This window comes from Micrococcus sp. KBS0714 (assembly GCF_002008305.4).
Taxonomy (GTDB): domain Bacteria; phylum Actinomycetota; class Actinomycetes; order Actinomycetales; family Micrococcaceae; genus Micrococcus; species Micrococcus luteus.
The window spans coordinates 2,259,853-2,272,968 of sequence record NZ_CP042169.1; the positions used below are offsets into that span (position 1 = coordinate 2,259,853).

Below are 13,116 nucleotides of genomic sequence, written 5' to 3' on the forward strand. Positions count from 1 at the left end.
CGCACTGGTGTCGCTGGTTTGGACCATTGTCCATCGTAAGACCGACTCTTCAACCACAGGCCCTCTAGGGCGGGGTCTAGGATTTCACGACAAAACGTTTGTTGCGCCAGGGGTGCCTATGAAACCCGCCGTCAGCCGGACGTAGAACCTGTCGTCTGCGGAAAGCTCAGATCCGATCACCCACCTGATTAGCAGGCCTTAAAGCGTTACAAAAACCACGCCATTTAGCGCTGCGATTCACACCGTCTCTGACGTGATGGTCTCGTGGGCGGGCGGGGCGTGTAAAGGGGTATACCTGCCTGGACGTGCCCCGCAGGGCCCCTGGTGGCCTGTCGGCAGGGAAGCTGCGCTCGGCTCATGGACCAGCGTCCCCCCTCCCACCCCAGCCTGCGCATCATCGGCGCGCTCATCCAGCTGTGCGGGTTGAGCATCCTCAACTTCACGCGTCTGGAATGGCGGGGACTGAGTTGAGTCCCTGATAGTGGTGTAACCCTCCCCGGTCGCCAACACCGTCCCCTTCACGGACGCGGTCACCGTGGGAGCCTTCGAGTGAACCTTCCACAGCACTCTCGAAAGGACATCACCACGATGACCGCTCCACACATTGTCGACCCTGAACGCCTTCTGCGCGAAGCTCTCGGGGAGGCCTCTCCCGATCTGTTGCGCCACCTGCTGCAGACCGTGATCAACGCCCTGCTCTCCGCCGACGCGGACGCGGTCTGCGGCGCCGAGTACGGCAAGCCCTCCGAACATCGGACAGCGCAGCGCAACGGCTACCGCCACCGACCCCTGGACACCCGCGCCGGCACGATCGATGTGGCCATCCCCAAACTCCGGGCCGGCACGTACTTCCCCGAATGGCTGCTCGAGCGCCGCAAACGGGCCGAGTCCGCACTGATCACCGTGGTCGCGGACTGCTACCTGGCCGGGGTCTCGACCCGGCGCATGGACAAGCTCGTACGGCAGCTGGGCATCGACTCGCTCTCGAAGTCCCAGGTCAGCCGGATGGCACAGGAGTTGGACGAGCACATCGAGGCTTTTTCCGCCACCGGCCTCTGGGCGAGGCCGGCCCGTTCGTGTTCCTCGCCGCCGACGCCCTGACCATGAAGGTGCGTGAGGGCGGGCGTGTGGTCAACGCGGTGGCCATGGTCGCCACCGGGGTCAACGCGGACGGGCGCCGCGAGGTCCTCGGGCTGAGGGTGGCCACCACGGAGTCCGGGGCGGGGTGGAACGAGTTCTTCGCGGACCTGGTGGCCCGGGGGCTGGCCGGGGTGGCACTGGTGACCTCGGACTCCCATCGCGGCCTCGTGGAAGCAGTGGCGGCGAACCTGCCCGGGGCCGTGTGGCAACGCTGCCGCACCCATTACGCGGCGAATCTGATGGCCGTGACCCCGAAGAGCATGTGGCCGGCGGTGAAGGCCATGCTCCACAGCGTGTATGACCAGCCCGACGGGCCGGCCGTGCACGCCCAGTTCGAGCGCCTGTTGGACTACGTGCAGGACAGGTTGCCCGCGGTGGCCGCCCACTTAGACGCCGCTCGACAGGACATCCTCGCGTTCACCTCGTTCCCGAGGGACGTGTGGTGCCAGATCTGGTCGAACAACCCCGCCGAGCGGCTGAACCGGGAGATCCGGCGCCGCACGGACGCGGTAGGGATCTTCCCGAACCGGGATGCCGTGGTGCGCCTGGTCGGGGCCGTGCTGGCCGAGCAGACAGATGAATGGGCCGAAGGCCGCCGGTATCTCGGCCTGGAACTGCTCGCCCGGTGCCGTGAGCCCCTGACCACGGAGCAAGAGACCGTGATGAGCACGGAGGTGATGCCGACCCTGCAGACCTGACAGGTACAAGCCCCCTACAACCTCGAAGACGGTTACACCACTTCCAGGGACTTGACCCGGGGACTGCTCGGATGGGGGCTTCTCCTGCTCGGCTTCATCCTCTGTGTGATCGGGACCGTCACCCGCAGCCGGCGAGCCTCCCGGGACGCACATGCTCATAATCGGGAATCCCGCGTCGGTCAAGCCCCATGAAGTGGTGTAGCGGCTGATTCCTTCGTTGGGGTTGTCAGGCGCTGAACTCGAGGGCGGGCGCGGTGTCGGGGTTCACCTCGCTTCCCGTGTTGCTGACGGTGGTGAGTCGGCAGCGGGCCAGGACCTCCAGGCCGAGGTAGCGACGGCCCTCGGCCCACTCGTCTGTCTGCTCGGCCAGCACCGCGCCCACCAGTCGTACGATGGCCGCCCGGTTGGGGAAGATGCCCGCCGCGTCGGTGCGGCGGCGGATCTCGCGGTTGAGCCGCTCGGCCGGGTTGTTCGACCAGATCTGGGTCCAGACGTCCTTGGGGAATGTGGTGAACGCCAGGATGTCGGCCCGGGCAGCATCGAGGTGCTCGGCCACCACCGGCAGTTTCTCGCTCACGTAGTCCAGCAGCCGGTCGAACTGGGCGTTGACGCTGGCGGCATCGGGCTGGGTCGTAGACCGAGTGGAGCATGGCCTTCACCGCCGGCCACATGCTCTTCGGGGTGATGCCCATCAGGTTCGCCGCGTAGTGGGTGCGGCAGCGTTGCCACACCGCACCGGGCAGGTTCGCGGCGATGGCGTCCTTGAGCCCGGGGTGGGCATCAGAGGTGACCAGCCGGACCCCGGCCAGGCCCCGGGCGACCAAGTCGGCGAAGAACTCGTTCCACGCCGCCCCGGTCTCGCTGGTGGCCACCCGCAGGCCCAACACTTCGCGGTGGCCGTCGCCGTTGACCCCGGTGGCGATGAGCACCACCGCGTTGACCACACGCCCGCCCTCACGCACCTTCATCGTCAACGCGTCCGCGGCAACGAACGTGAACGGTCCCGCCTCCCCGAGCGGCCGGTGGCGGAAGGCCTCCACCTGCTCATCGAGGTCCGCGGCCATCCGGGACACCTGGGACTTCGACAGGGCATTGATGCCCAAGGTCTTGACCAGCTTGTCCATCCGCCGGGTAGAGACACCGGCCAGGTAGCAGTCTGCGACCACGGTGATCAGCGCCGATTCGGCCCGCTTGCGCCGCTCGAGCAGCCATTCCGGGAAGTAGGTGCCCGAGCGCAGCTTCGGGATGGCCACGTCCACGGTGCCGACCCGGGTGTCCAGGTCCCGGTGCCGGTACCCATTGCGCTGGGCCGTGCGGTCACGGGAGGGTTTGCCCCATTCGGCGCCGACCACCGCATCGGCGTCAGCGCAGAGCAGGGTGTTGATCATCGTCTGCAGCAGGTGGCGCATCATGTCCGGGGAGGCCTCGGACAGGGCTTCGCCCAGCAGGCCGGCAGGGTCGACAATATGAGGAGCGGTCATCGTGATGACTCCATTCGAGGATTCTGTGAGAGGTTGACTCGAAGGATCACACGGTGGCCGCGTCCACGTCTGGAACGACGTGCCCGACCACCGGGCGCTACACCACTATGCGGGACTCAACTCCCGCGTCGGTAGGCTCAGCGCATGAGACGGACCACGTACCTTCGCATCCTGGCCGGACTGCTACTCATGGTGCTGCTCGTCTGGTTCTGGGGACGCTATGCCCTGTTCCCGATGGAGATGACCACCGGGAACGCACGCTTCATCGGCTGGGGCCTCGCACTCCTGGCGGGATACGGCAGCTATCGGCTCTGGATGAAGGCAGCCGAGCTGAGCGAGGACGGGCACGACACACTCTGAACGCAGAAACGCCCGCGACCACCCCAGCCGAGAGACGCGCCCCCGCTAAGGACGGCGATGGGCCACTGCCTTTATCGGTCGTTTGGGGCGGGCGAGATCCACGCCAATTGGCTCGCCAGCTCACACATCTCTTCTCCCGACGGTGCACGTCCTCCTAGATGTAAGAGGTCATGACGTTGTTGACTCGGGCCGGGGCCAACGAGGCCGGTGGAGCGTCTCCGCAGGAGGTATGAGGCCGATGATAGTTGTAGTGGTTCACCCACACCGCCAGTGCCTCACGCCGAGCTTGCTCTGAGGAGTACGGGCGGGCGTAGAGGACCTCATCGACCATCAGCCGGTTGTAGCGTTCGACCTTCCCGTTGTGACGCGGGGTGTAGGGGCGGATCCGGTGGTGCCGGCCCCCGAGCGAGACCACCTTCGCGGTGAAGTCCGCAGCCCGATAGTTGTTCCCGTTGTCCGTGATCACCCGGTCCACGGTGATGCCGTGGGCGGCGAAGAACGCCCGCGCCCGGCAGAAGAAGCTCACGGTCGTAGCTGCCCGCTCATCGGGCAAGGCTTCGGTGTAGGCCAGGCGGGTGAACCCGTCGATCGCCGAGTGCAGGTAGGTGTAGCCGACCCGTCGGCCAGGCCCGCGCTTGGCTGCTCGCGCGTTCTCGGAGTCCCGTCCGTGCGCACGCCAGCCGCCCCCGTCAGGGATGCGCCCGATCTTCTTCACGTCCAGGTGCACCATGTGCCCTGGCCCTCTCGCGGTGATCCTCCGGGCCGGCTGCCGGCGGAGGTCTTCTCCGGCTGGGGTCAGGTCCCGTAGGCGGGAGATCCCGGCCCGGTGCAGCCACCGTCCCACGGTGCGAAGACACACCTGGTGGCCCTCGGAGACGAGGTGGTGATGGATGCGCCGTGCGGACCACTTGCGCTCCCGCCGCAGGGCGTGGATCTGGGCGACCAGGACCGGGTCGAGCTGGGCAGGTGAACGGTGCGGCCGGCTGGGCAGGTCCTGAAGGCCGGCTTCTCCCTGGGCGCGGTAGCGGGCGACCCAGGTGGCCACCGTGGGCCGGCTCACCCGGAACTCGGCGGCCACGTGTGCCTGCGGGATCCCGTCGTGCAGGTGGCGGTGGACCATCCTGAGTCGGCCAGTGGGGGTCAGGGGTGCGTTAGCGTGAGTCATGAGTGGGTCTTTTCGGGCAGGTGGGTTGTTGAGGAACTTCCATCCTGCGGGAGAGGCCCACTCGTCTCATCTCAGCCGGCGCCTCGTGGGGGCGTGTCAACTTGTCTGTGTAAGCGGGGTGAACGACCCGCCCCGGTCTCGCGGGACGTCCAGCTCGATCGGCCCGACCTCGGACTCCACGGTCTTCGGGGTGGTCCCGTTGCGGGAGTTGGCGTGCTTCAGCGCCTCGCTCGAGCCCTTCTCGTAGCCCAGATGGCTGGTCAGCTCGGCCTGCAGGCCCCGCTCGAGCGCGGCCTTGACCAGCGCGGGCACGAACCCGCCGTCACCGGTGAGCTCGACGCCGCCCGCGTCGATCTGCGCGAACAGGGCATCAAGCTGCCCTGAGGCTTTCAGCTGCTCGACCAGGTCCTGGCCCGAGGGCTCGCCTGGGTTCTTCTCGTCGATCATGGTCATGATTCTTACCGTTCCTCTCGGTACGGCTTACACAGACCATCTGACACGCCCCCTCGTGGCAAGAACCTCATGACCCACAACAGCTAACCGGACTGCGAGCGACCGGCGTTGTGGACGCAGACGACCTGGACACTGGGCCGTGCGGTCAGGAGGATCTCCAAAGTCGGCGGTGGGGGTTCAGGCGATGTCGAGGAAGGAACGGAGCTCGGCGAAGGCCGACGGCACGACGGAGTAGTGCGCCCAGCGCCCCTTCTGCTCGCGCGTGAGCAGGCCAGCGTCGACGAGCTTCTTCATGTGGTGACTCACGGTCGGCTGGCTGATGCCCAACGGCTCGGTGAGATCACAGGCGCAGACCGAATTGCAGCCCTGAGCAGCGACATGGGACAGAAGTCGGAGACGGGTCGGGTCGGAAAGCGCCTTGAGCAAGGACGCGATCCTCTCGGCCTCGACGCTGTCGACGGGCCCCGCTGAGAGCGTGCAGCACCCCTCAGGGCCGTTCATCGTCTCGAGCCCGGCAGCTGTGATCGAGGTCGTCGTGGACATGCCCCCACCTTACATTGACAGTCATCGATGTGAAGCATAGCGTTCGCATCGATATCCGTCGATGGAAGGTTCGGCCCCCCTCATGAGTACGACCACCAAGGATGTGGAGCAGCCCCGCGTGATGAAGGAGATGTCCTTCCTCGATCGCTGGCTCCCGGTGTGGATCCTGGCCGCCATGGCAGTGGGTCTCCTGATGGGGCGGTTCATCCCCGGCCTGAACACCGCGCTGGAGGCGGTGAAGATCGGATCCGTGTCCCTGCCCATTGCGATCGGACTGTTGGTGATGATGTACCCGGTCCTGGCGAAGGTCCGCTACGACGAGACCCGGCGCATCGGCGCGGACCGACGCCTGCTGGTGACCTCGCTGGTGCTGAACTGGATCGTCGGCCCGGCACTCATGTTCGCCCTGGCCTGGATCTTCCTGGCCGACCTTCCGGAGTACCGCACCGGCCTGATCATCGTCGGGCTCGCACGCTGCATCGCGATGGTCCTCATCTGGAACGACCTCGCCTGCGGTGACCGAGAAGCAGCTGCGGTGCTGGTCGCGATCAACTCCGTCTTCCAGGTGATCGCCTTCGGTGCCCTGGGCTGGTTCTACCTCCAGGCGCTGCCGTCCTGGCTGGGGCTGCCGACCACGTCGGCCGAGTTCTCGATCGGCGCGATCGTCCTCAGCGTGCTGATCTTCCTCGGGATCCCGCTGGTCGCAGGGTTCCTGACCCGCATCCTCGGTGAGCGAGCCAAGGGTCGGACCTGGTATGAGGAACGGTTCCTCCCGAAGATCGGCCCGTGGGCGCTATACGGGCTGCTGTTCACCATCGTGCTGCTGTTCGCCCTCCAGGGCGACGCGATCATCTCCGCACCGGGAGACGTGGCCCGCATCGCCCTGCCGCTGCTGGTTTACTTCGTCGTCATGTTCCTGGGGTCCTTCCTGCTCGGCCGCGCGATCGGCCTCGACTACGCGAAGTCCACCACCGTCGCCTTCACCGCCTCGGGCAACAACTTCGAGCTCGCCATCGCCGTCGCCATCGGCACCTTCGGCGTCACCTCCGGCCAGGCCCTCGCCGGCGTCGTCGGCCCGCTGATCGAAGTCCCCGTCCTCGTCGCCCTCGTCTACGTCGCCCTCGCTATGGGGCGGCGCCTGTTCCCCGGCGACACCACCGCCCCCACCCGATGACCCCACAGAAGGATCTCCTCCCGATGACCACGAAGCGCCCTTCAGTCCTGTTCGTCTGCGTGAAGAACGGCGGCAAGTCCCAGATGGCCGCCGCCCTGATGCGCCACCACGCCGGTGACGCGATCGAGGTCCACTCCGCCGGCACCCGCCCCGGCACCGCCCTCAACGCCCAGTCCACCGAAGCGATCGCCGAAGTCGGTGCAGACATGTCCTCCGCCGTCCCGCAGCCGGTCACCCCCGAGCTGTTGCGAAGCGTCGACCACGTGATCGTCATCGGCGACGAAGCCGTCATCAAACCCGTCGAGGGCATGACCGCGCCGGTCACGACCTGGTACACCGATGAACCCTCCCAGCGGGGCATCGAAGGGATGGAGCGCATGCGCCTGGTGCGCGACGACATCGACATCCACGTCCGCAAGCTCCTGACCGACCTCACCCAGCCCTCGACCTGATCCCGTTCCGCGATCAAGGAGATCCCATGCTCACCACCTCCACGACCTCGCATCCCGTGGCCATCATCGGCGCCGGCCCCATCGGATTGGCCGCCGCCGCCCACCTCGCTGAGCGCGGCCTGCCGTTCCTGATCCTCGAGGCCGGGACCGCGGCAGGAGCCGCGATCGCCGAGTGGGGGCACACGCGGCTCTTCTCGCCGTGGCAGTACAACCTCGACGCCGCCGCACAGCGTCTCCTCGAAGCTGCCGGCTGGACCGCACCCGACGCCGACGTTCTCCCGACCGGTCACGAACTGCGCGAGCATTACCTCGAACCGCTCGCGCAGCTTCCCCAGCTCGCCGAGTCGATCCGCTACGGGGCGCGGGTCACCGCCGTCTCCCGCGCCGGCATCGACAAGACCCGCACCGCACGCCGCGAGGAGACCCCCTTCCTCGTCCGGATCCAGACCACCGACGGGCACAGCGAAGACGTGCTCGCCTCCGCGGTCATCGACGCCTCCGGCACCTGGTCCACGCCCAACCCCCTCGGACAGGCCGGGCTCCTTGCTCCCGGCGAGCAGCAGGCCCGCGCCGCGGGCCACATCACCGCGCCGCTGCCTGACGTGCAGGGCCGCGACCGTGACCGCTTCGCCGGCAAGCGAGTCATGGTGACCGGTGCCGGCCACTCAGCCGCCAATACCCTGCTGGACCTCGCGGACCTGGAGGCCGACACCACCATCATTTGGGCCGCTCGCACCGCAGACCTCACCCGCGTCTACGGGGGCGGCGACCAGGACGAACTCGCAGCCCGAGGAGCGCTCGGCTCGCGACTGCGCCAGCTGGTCGACTCCGGACGCATCGCGGTCCTCACCTCCTTCACCATCACTCGCTTCAGAGCCGACGACACGTTGACCGTCCACGCTGTGACCCCGGACGGGGAGCGAGAAGTGAGCGTCGATGTGCTGGTGCCCGCCACCGGGTTCCGCCCTGATCTCGGAATGCTCTCCGAACTCCGCCTGGCCCTGGACCCGGCCGTCGAAGCACCGTCCCAGCTGGAGCCGCTGATCGATCCCGAGTTCCACTCCTGCGGATCCGTCGAGCCTCACGGTGAGCGAGTCCTCGCCCACCCGGAGACGAACTTCTACATCGTGGGGATGAAGAGCTACGGCCGCGCCCCCACCTTCCTCATGGCCACCGGCTACGAACAGGTCCGCTCCATCGCAGCAGCCCTGGCCGGCGACCGCAAAGCAGCCGACGCAGTCCACCTCGAACTACCCGAGACCGGCGTATGCACCACCGACCTCGGCGGCGGCTGCGACGCCCCAGCCACAGCCGGCGACGCCTGCTGCAGCAGCCCGCAACTGATCGAGCTCCCCCTCGGCCGATGAGCAAACAGCGGGACGGCACGACGTTCTGTGCCGCCCCGCTGGGGTATAGCTTTACGAGGCGACACTGTAAGTTCAGCTCATACTGTATAGTTCAGTGAATGCTGACTATCGCCTCTCGTGTTGATGTGATGAACCGGTTGGGCCGAGCGATGGCCGACCCCACCCGGTCGCGGATCCTGATGACCTTGCTGGAACGGCCGGCGTACCCGGCCGAACTAGCGCGAGACTTGGGGCTGACCCGGTCGAACGTGTCGAACCACCTGGCGTGCTTGCGGGACTGCGGGATCGCGGTCGCCGTGGCCGAGGGCCGCCAGACCCGATACGAGATCGCCGATGCACACCTGGCGCGGGCGCTGACTGCTCTGGTCGAGGTCACCCTCGCGGTGGATGAGAGTGCTCCGTGCATCGATCCCGCCTGCTCGCTTCCCGGATGCGACGCAGCTGGGGAGGGCGCATGAGCCTCACCTCGGTCTTGCAGGCGATGGGCCTGTTCGCAGCGACCAACATCGACGACATCATCGTGCTCTCCCTCTTCTTCGCGCGAGGGGCAGGCCAGCGCGGCACTACCGCCCGCATTCTGGCCGGCCAGTACCTCGGATTCGCCGGCATCCTCGGTGCCGCGGTCCTGGTGACCATCGGCGCCGGAGCATTCCTGCCCCCGGCAGCCATCCCGTACTTCGGCCTCATCCCTCTGGGCCTCGGCCTCTGGGCCGCATGGCAGGCCTGGCGCGGAGACGATGACGACGATGACGACGAGGCCAAGGTTGCCGGCAAGAAGGTCGGCGTGTGGACAGTCGCAGGCGTCACCCTTGCCAACGGCGGCGACAACATCGGCGTCTACACCCCTGTCTTCCTCAGCGTGGAACCTCTCGCAGTAGTCGCCTACTGCATCGTCTTCCTCGCGCTCGTCGCGGTCCTGGTGGCCCTGGCAAAGTTCGTCGCCACCCGCCCCCCGATCGCCGAAGTGCTCGAACGCTGGGAGAACATCCTCTTCCCCATCGTTCTCATCGGCCTCGGCATCGTGATCCTCGTCAGCGGCGGAGCCTTCGGACTCTGACGTAGCGGCAGCGATCCAAACGGCCCCGACCGGGCGCACCCCTCTCGGTTCAGACCGCGACACCTACCTGCAGCCAGTCCTGCGTGATCGCGGCAACAAGACCGCCACGGAGCGCTGCAAAAACCCCGCCACCAAGCGAACGAAGCCACAGGGCAGGGCGTGTAAAGGGGTATACCCGCGTGGACGTGGGTCAAGAACACTCCGTGCGACCACGCAGCCCTGTCCGAAGCGCCCGCATCCCCTCAAGAATGGCGAGGCACATTCTCGCCACGGCGCTTGCCAGGTAGATGCGGACCCGTACAGGGACAGACGACACGGTGGGCTGACCCCGTTTCGTAGGTCCAGTCGTTATGAGAGTCGTCCTGTTGCCCGCGGTCGCGGGCAGGGAGACTGGTCAGATCATGACGAACAGCAGGAAGCGTCACACCCCCGAGCAGGTCGTCCGTAAGCTCGGGCAGGCCGACAGGATGCTCGCCGATGGTCAGGACGTCGCGGCGGTGTGCCGGGAGCTCGGGGTGTCCGAGCAGACGTACTACCGGTGGCGGAACCAGTACGGCGGCCTCAAGGCCGACGACGCAAAGCGCCTGAAGGAGCTGGAGAAGCAGAACGCGACCCTGAAGCGTCTGCTCGCGGAAGCGGAGCTGGAGAAGGCCGCGCTCAAGGAGCTGGCTGAGGGAAACTTCTAAGCCCGGACAGGCGCCGCGCCGCCGTCGATCACCTCAAGCGCAAGTTGCGGGTGAGCGAACGGATGGCGTGCCGTCTGGTCGGGCTGAGCCGCTCCGCGTACCGGCGACCGCTCAAGGGCGACACGGTCGCGGACCCGGATCGGGCGCTCAGGGAGTGGCTGCGCGCCTGGGCGAAGGACCATCCCCGCTACGGGTATCGGCGGGCGTATCACGACGCCCGCGCCGAGGGGTGGGTGGTGAACCACAAGAAGATCCAACGCCTGTGGCGTGACGAAGGGCTCCGGGTCCCGCAGCGGCGTCGACGCAAGCGCGTCGGGTCCTCGACCGTCGACGCGCCGACGGCGGACGCGCCGAACGTGGTGTGGGCGGTGGACTTCCAGTTCGACGCCGACGAGCACGGACGACCGATCAAGATCTGCTCGATCGTCGACGAACACACCCGGGAGTGCATCGGCGGGCTCGTGGAGCGCTCGATTACCGCCGACCGACTCACCGCCCACCTCGAGGACCTCGTCGCCGCCCGGGGCGCCCCGGCGGTGCTCAGGTCGGACAACGGGCCGGAGTTCATCAGCGAGGCGATGGCCGACTGGGCCGGCACCCGCACCGGCCTGTCCTACATCCCTCCGGGCTCGCCGTGGCGCAACGGGTACGTCGAGTCGTTCAACAGCCGGATCCGCGACGAGTGCCTCAACATCAACAGCTTCTACTCGCTGCTGCACGCACAGGTCATCATCGGCGACTGGAAGGACGAGTACAACCACCACCGCCGGCACTCCTCGCTCGGCTACCTAACCCCAGCCGAGTACGCTCGGCAGTGCACCCATCAAATGGAAACCGACGACTCACAGAACGTCCGGACCGAATGAAGGGGGCGGCTCAACGGGCCCGCCTGCCGGAGCAGACGGGCCCGTGCACTCCCTCATCGGGAAGGTCGGGTCACTCGCGGTGCAGCTTGTCCTGCACCGTGCCCGCCAGCTTCTCGACGCGGTTGGGCACCTCCGTGGTCCCGTAGAAACGGGAGTCCGGGTGGGTGGGCGGGGGCATGGGGACCCCCGCCGGCGGCTCGGACGAGTAGGAGAACTCGCCCTTGCCGTCCGGGGTGGGGCCTGCAGCCCACGAACCCTCCGCAGTGGCCTGACCGTCAGAGAACTCATAGTGCGTGTACGAGTGCTCCGTGGCCTCCTTCTTCTGCGGGAAGTTGCTCGGCACCGGCATCTCCTCCAGGCCGTCCTCCTGCAGCTCCTTCACAGCCGCCGCCCACTGGTTCTGGTGCATCGTGTCCCGGGCCAGCAAGAAGGAGAGCAGCTCCCGGATGCCCGGGTCATCGGTCATGTGGTAGAGCCGGGCCACCTGGGTCCGCCCCTGCATCTCCGCGTTGAGGTTGGCGGTCATGTCGGCCAGCAGGTTGCCGCTGGCCGTGACATACGCTCCGGTCCACGGATTCCCCATGCTGTCCACGGGGCGAGCACCGGCACCGGCCACGATGGCCTGCTGCAGATCGGTGCCCCCGATGACGGCGGCCACGGCCGGGTCATCCTGGATGGCATCGGTGGTGATCCCCACCGGGGCCTTCTCCAGCAGCTGGGCCACCATCGTTGCCAGCATCTCGACGTGGCCGAACTCCTCGGCCGCCGTGCTGAAGAGCAGGTCCCGGTACTTGCCCGGAATGTGGGCGTTCCATGCCTGGAAGCTGTACTGCATGGCCACGGTGATCTCGCCGTACTGCCCGCCGATCACCTCCTGCAGCTTGCGGGCGTAGACCGCGTCAGGCTTCTCGGGGCTGGAGACGTGTTGAAGCTTCTGCTTGTGGATGTACAAGGAGGACTCCCCTCGATCAAGTCGGATGCGTGAAGGCCCGAGGGGCTCCACGCCGGACAGCATCGACGCTACGCGGGTCTGACCGACCCGTGTAGTGCTGACCCACGCCGGAACTGCATCGGTCGCCACCCGCGCCATGGACGCCAGCCCCACTCGGGGGGTGAGCGCTTTCGCCATCCTCCGCCTGCGGATGCGGCGGGTAGGTGACTCTCAGAGGCACGCGGCTTAAACGGTCGTTTGTGGCACGCGCCCCAGATGTCTCCGGCAGTCTCCCCACGTCGCCTGCTAGGCGGTGTGACTTGCGCCGATGAATGTCCGGTATCTCGCACAGATCGCTGTCCGGCATAACCTCAGCTGGAGAAGTTGGGGCGGGTGAGTTGTTGCCCTCCGCCCTGGTGTCGGAACCGCATCATGCCGGATCGTGGGCGCATGAGAGTGACAGTCCGTGGAAACCGCTTGGTGAGCCTAGGGGCTCGAATCACTGTCGACGTCCCTGAGGGTCCGACGCCAGAGGTGCGGATTCACGCGCCGTTCTGCAGGCGAGCGATTCCCGTCTCGGAGATCTCCGACATCACTTCAGCCAGTGATGACGGCATGAACCACGGACTCCTCAACTGGTTCGTCACGGGCCGCGCTTCAGCCCCCGGCGGGGTCCGCATCAACAACGGCGGTCGGGCCCGCGTCACGATCCGGACCCGTGACGGGTCGCTCTTCAACGTCGT

Annotated in this window: 10 protein-coding genes and 3 pseudogenes; 8 read left to right on the forward strand and 5 right to left on the reverse strand. The window is 67.1% G+C overall.

What is annotated here, in order from left to right:
• The first annotated feature begins 588 nt into the window (after nucleotides 1-588).
• Nucleotides 589-1,838: pseudogene (locus B1A86_RS10275) on the forward strand (IS256 family transposase).
• Between the two features lie 226 nt (nucleotides 1,839-2,064).
• Here B1A86_RS10275 and B1A86_RS10280 read toward each other — a convergent pair.
• Nucleotides 2,065-3,319: pseudogene (locus tag B1A86_RS10280) on the reverse strand (IS256 family transposase).
• A gap of 144 nt (nucleotides 3,320-3,463) precedes the next feature.
• Here B1A86_RS10280 and B1A86_RS10285 point away from each other — a divergent pair.
• Nucleotides 3,464-3,679 (forward strand): hypothetical protein, encoded by a 216-nt coding sequence (locus B1A86_RS10285; RefSeq protein WP_036334147.1) that lies wholly within the window; start codon nucleotides 3,464-3,466, stop codon nucleotides 3,677-3,679.
• Between the two features lie 154 nt (nucleotides 3,680-3,833).
• Here B1A86_RS10285 and B1A86_RS10290 read toward each other — a convergent pair whose 3' ends face one another.
• The 3 genes and pseudogenes from B1A86_RS10290 to B1A86_RS10300 all read right to left on the reverse strand — a co-directional run bounded on the left by B1A86_RS10290 (nucleotide 3,834) and on the right by B1A86_RS10300 (nucleotide 5,840).
• On the reverse strand, nucleotides 3,834-4,844 hold the full coding sequence (locus B1A86_RS10290; RefSeq protein ID WP_145930917.1) for an IS481 family transposase: 1,011 nt from the start codon (nucleotides 4,842-4,844) through the stop codon (nucleotides 3,834-3,836).
• A 114-nt stretch (nucleotides 4,845-4,958) separates the two neighbouring features.
• Nucleotides 4,959-5,291 (reverse strand): annotated as a pseudogene (locus B1A86_RS10295) (transposase); the annotation flags it as partial.
• Between the two features lie 183 nt (nucleotides 5,292-5,474).
• Nucleotides 5,475-5,840, reverse strand: a complete 366-nt coding sequence (locus B1A86_RS10300) for a helix-turn-helix transcriptional regulator (RefSeq protein WP_036336812.1) — start codon at nucleotides 5,838-5,840, stop codon at nucleotides 5,475-5,477.
• Between the two features lie 82 nt (nucleotides 5,841-5,922).
• Here B1A86_RS10300 and arsB point away from each other — a divergent pair, with 82 nt between their 5' ends.
• From arsB to B1A86_RS10335, 6 genes are all read left to right on the forward strand, one after another.
• Entirely contained in the window at nucleotides 5,923-7,014 is a 1,092-nt protein-coding gene (gene arsB / locus B1A86_RS10305; protein ID WP_036336810.1) for an ACR3 family arsenite efflux transporter, read from the forward strand.
• Between the two features lie 23 nt (nucleotides 7,015-7,037).
• Entirely contained in the window at nucleotides 7,038-7,466 is a 429-nt protein-coding gene (locus B1A86_RS10310; protein ID WP_036336808.1) for a low molecular weight phosphatase family protein, read from the forward strand.
• 26 nt (nucleotides 7,467-7,492) lie between these two features.
• The gene (locus tag B1A86_RS10315) at nucleotides 7,493-8,833 is read left to right on the forward strand and encodes an FAD-dependent oxidoreductase (RefSeq protein WP_036336807.1); all 1,341 of its coding nucleotides are present in this window, start codon (nucleotides 7,493-7,495) and stop codon (nucleotides 8,831-8,833) included.
• A gap of 98 nt (nucleotides 8,834-8,931) precedes the next feature.
• Nucleotides 8,932-9,291: a helix-turn-helix transcriptional regulator gene (locus B1A86_RS10320; RefSeq protein WP_010080053.1), complete on the forward strand. Its 360-nt coding sequence runs from the start codon at nucleotides 8,932-8,934 to the stop codon at nucleotides 9,289-9,291.
• Entirely contained in the window at nucleotides 9,288-9,890 is a 603-nt protein-coding gene (locus B1A86_RS10325) for a cadmium resistance transporter (RefSeq protein WP_036341590.1), read from the forward strand. The genes B1A86_RS10320 and B1A86_RS10325 overlap by 4 nt, the downstream gene beginning before the upstream one ends.
• A gap of 401 nt (nucleotides 9,891-10,291) precedes the next feature.
• Nucleotides 10,292-11,442 (forward strand): IS3 family transposase gene (locus B1A86_RS10335; RefSeq protein ID WP_098471310.1). Its coding sequence is split into 2 segments (ribosomal slippage): nucleotides 10,292-10,562 and nucleotides 10,562-11,442, totalling 1,152 coding nucleotides; the frame shifts between segments, so codons are not numbered across the junction.
• A gap of 70 nt (nucleotides 11,443-11,512) precedes the next feature.
• Here B1A86_RS10335 and B1A86_RS10340 read toward each other — a convergent pair.
• Nucleotides 11,513-12,394 carry a manganese catalase family protein gene (locus B1A86_RS10340; protein WP_036339510.1) on the reverse strand — a complete coding sequence of 294 codons (882 nt, stop codon included), beginning with the start codon at nucleotides 12,392-12,394 and terminating at the stop codon, nucleotides 11,513-11,515.
• Nucleotides 12,395-13,116 lie beyond the last annotated feature (722 nt).

What these genes read in the sequence shown, in the direction of transcription:
- arsB (WP_036336810.1), top strand. Translation starts at nt 5,923, where the DNA reads ATGAGTACGACCACCAAGGATGTGGAGCAGCCCCGCGTGATGAAGGAG.
- B1A86_RS10315 (WP_036336807.1), top strand. Translation starts at nt 7,493, where the DNA reads ATGCTCACCACCTCCACGACCTCGCATCCCGTGGCCATCATCGGCGCC.
- B1A86_RS10285 (WP_036334147.1), top strand. Translation starts at nt 3,464, where the DNA reads ATGAGACGGACCACGTACCTTCGCATCCTGGCCGGACTGCTACTCATG.
- B1A86_RS10325 (WP_036341590.1), top strand. Translation starts at nt 9,288, where the DNA reads ATGAGCCTCACCTCGGTCTTGCAGGCGATGGGCCTGTTCGCAGCGACC.
- B1A86_RS10290 (WP_145930917.1), bottom strand. Translation starts at nt 4,844, where the DNA reads ATGACTCACGCTAACGCACCCCTGACCCCCACTGGCCGACTCAGGATG.
- B1A86_RS10310 (WP_036336808.1), top strand. Translation starts at nt 7,038, where the DNA reads ATGACCACGAAGCGCCCTTCAGTCCTGTTCGTCTGCGTGAAGAACGGC.
- B1A86_RS10320 (WP_010080053.1), top strand. Translation starts at nt 8,932, where the DNA reads ATGCTGACTATCGCCTCTCGTGTTGATGTGATGAACCGGTTGGGCCGA.
- B1A86_RS10300 (WP_036336812.1), bottom strand. Translation starts at nt 5,840, where the DNA reads ATGTCCACGACGACCTCGATCACAGCTGCCGGGCTCGAGACGATGAAC.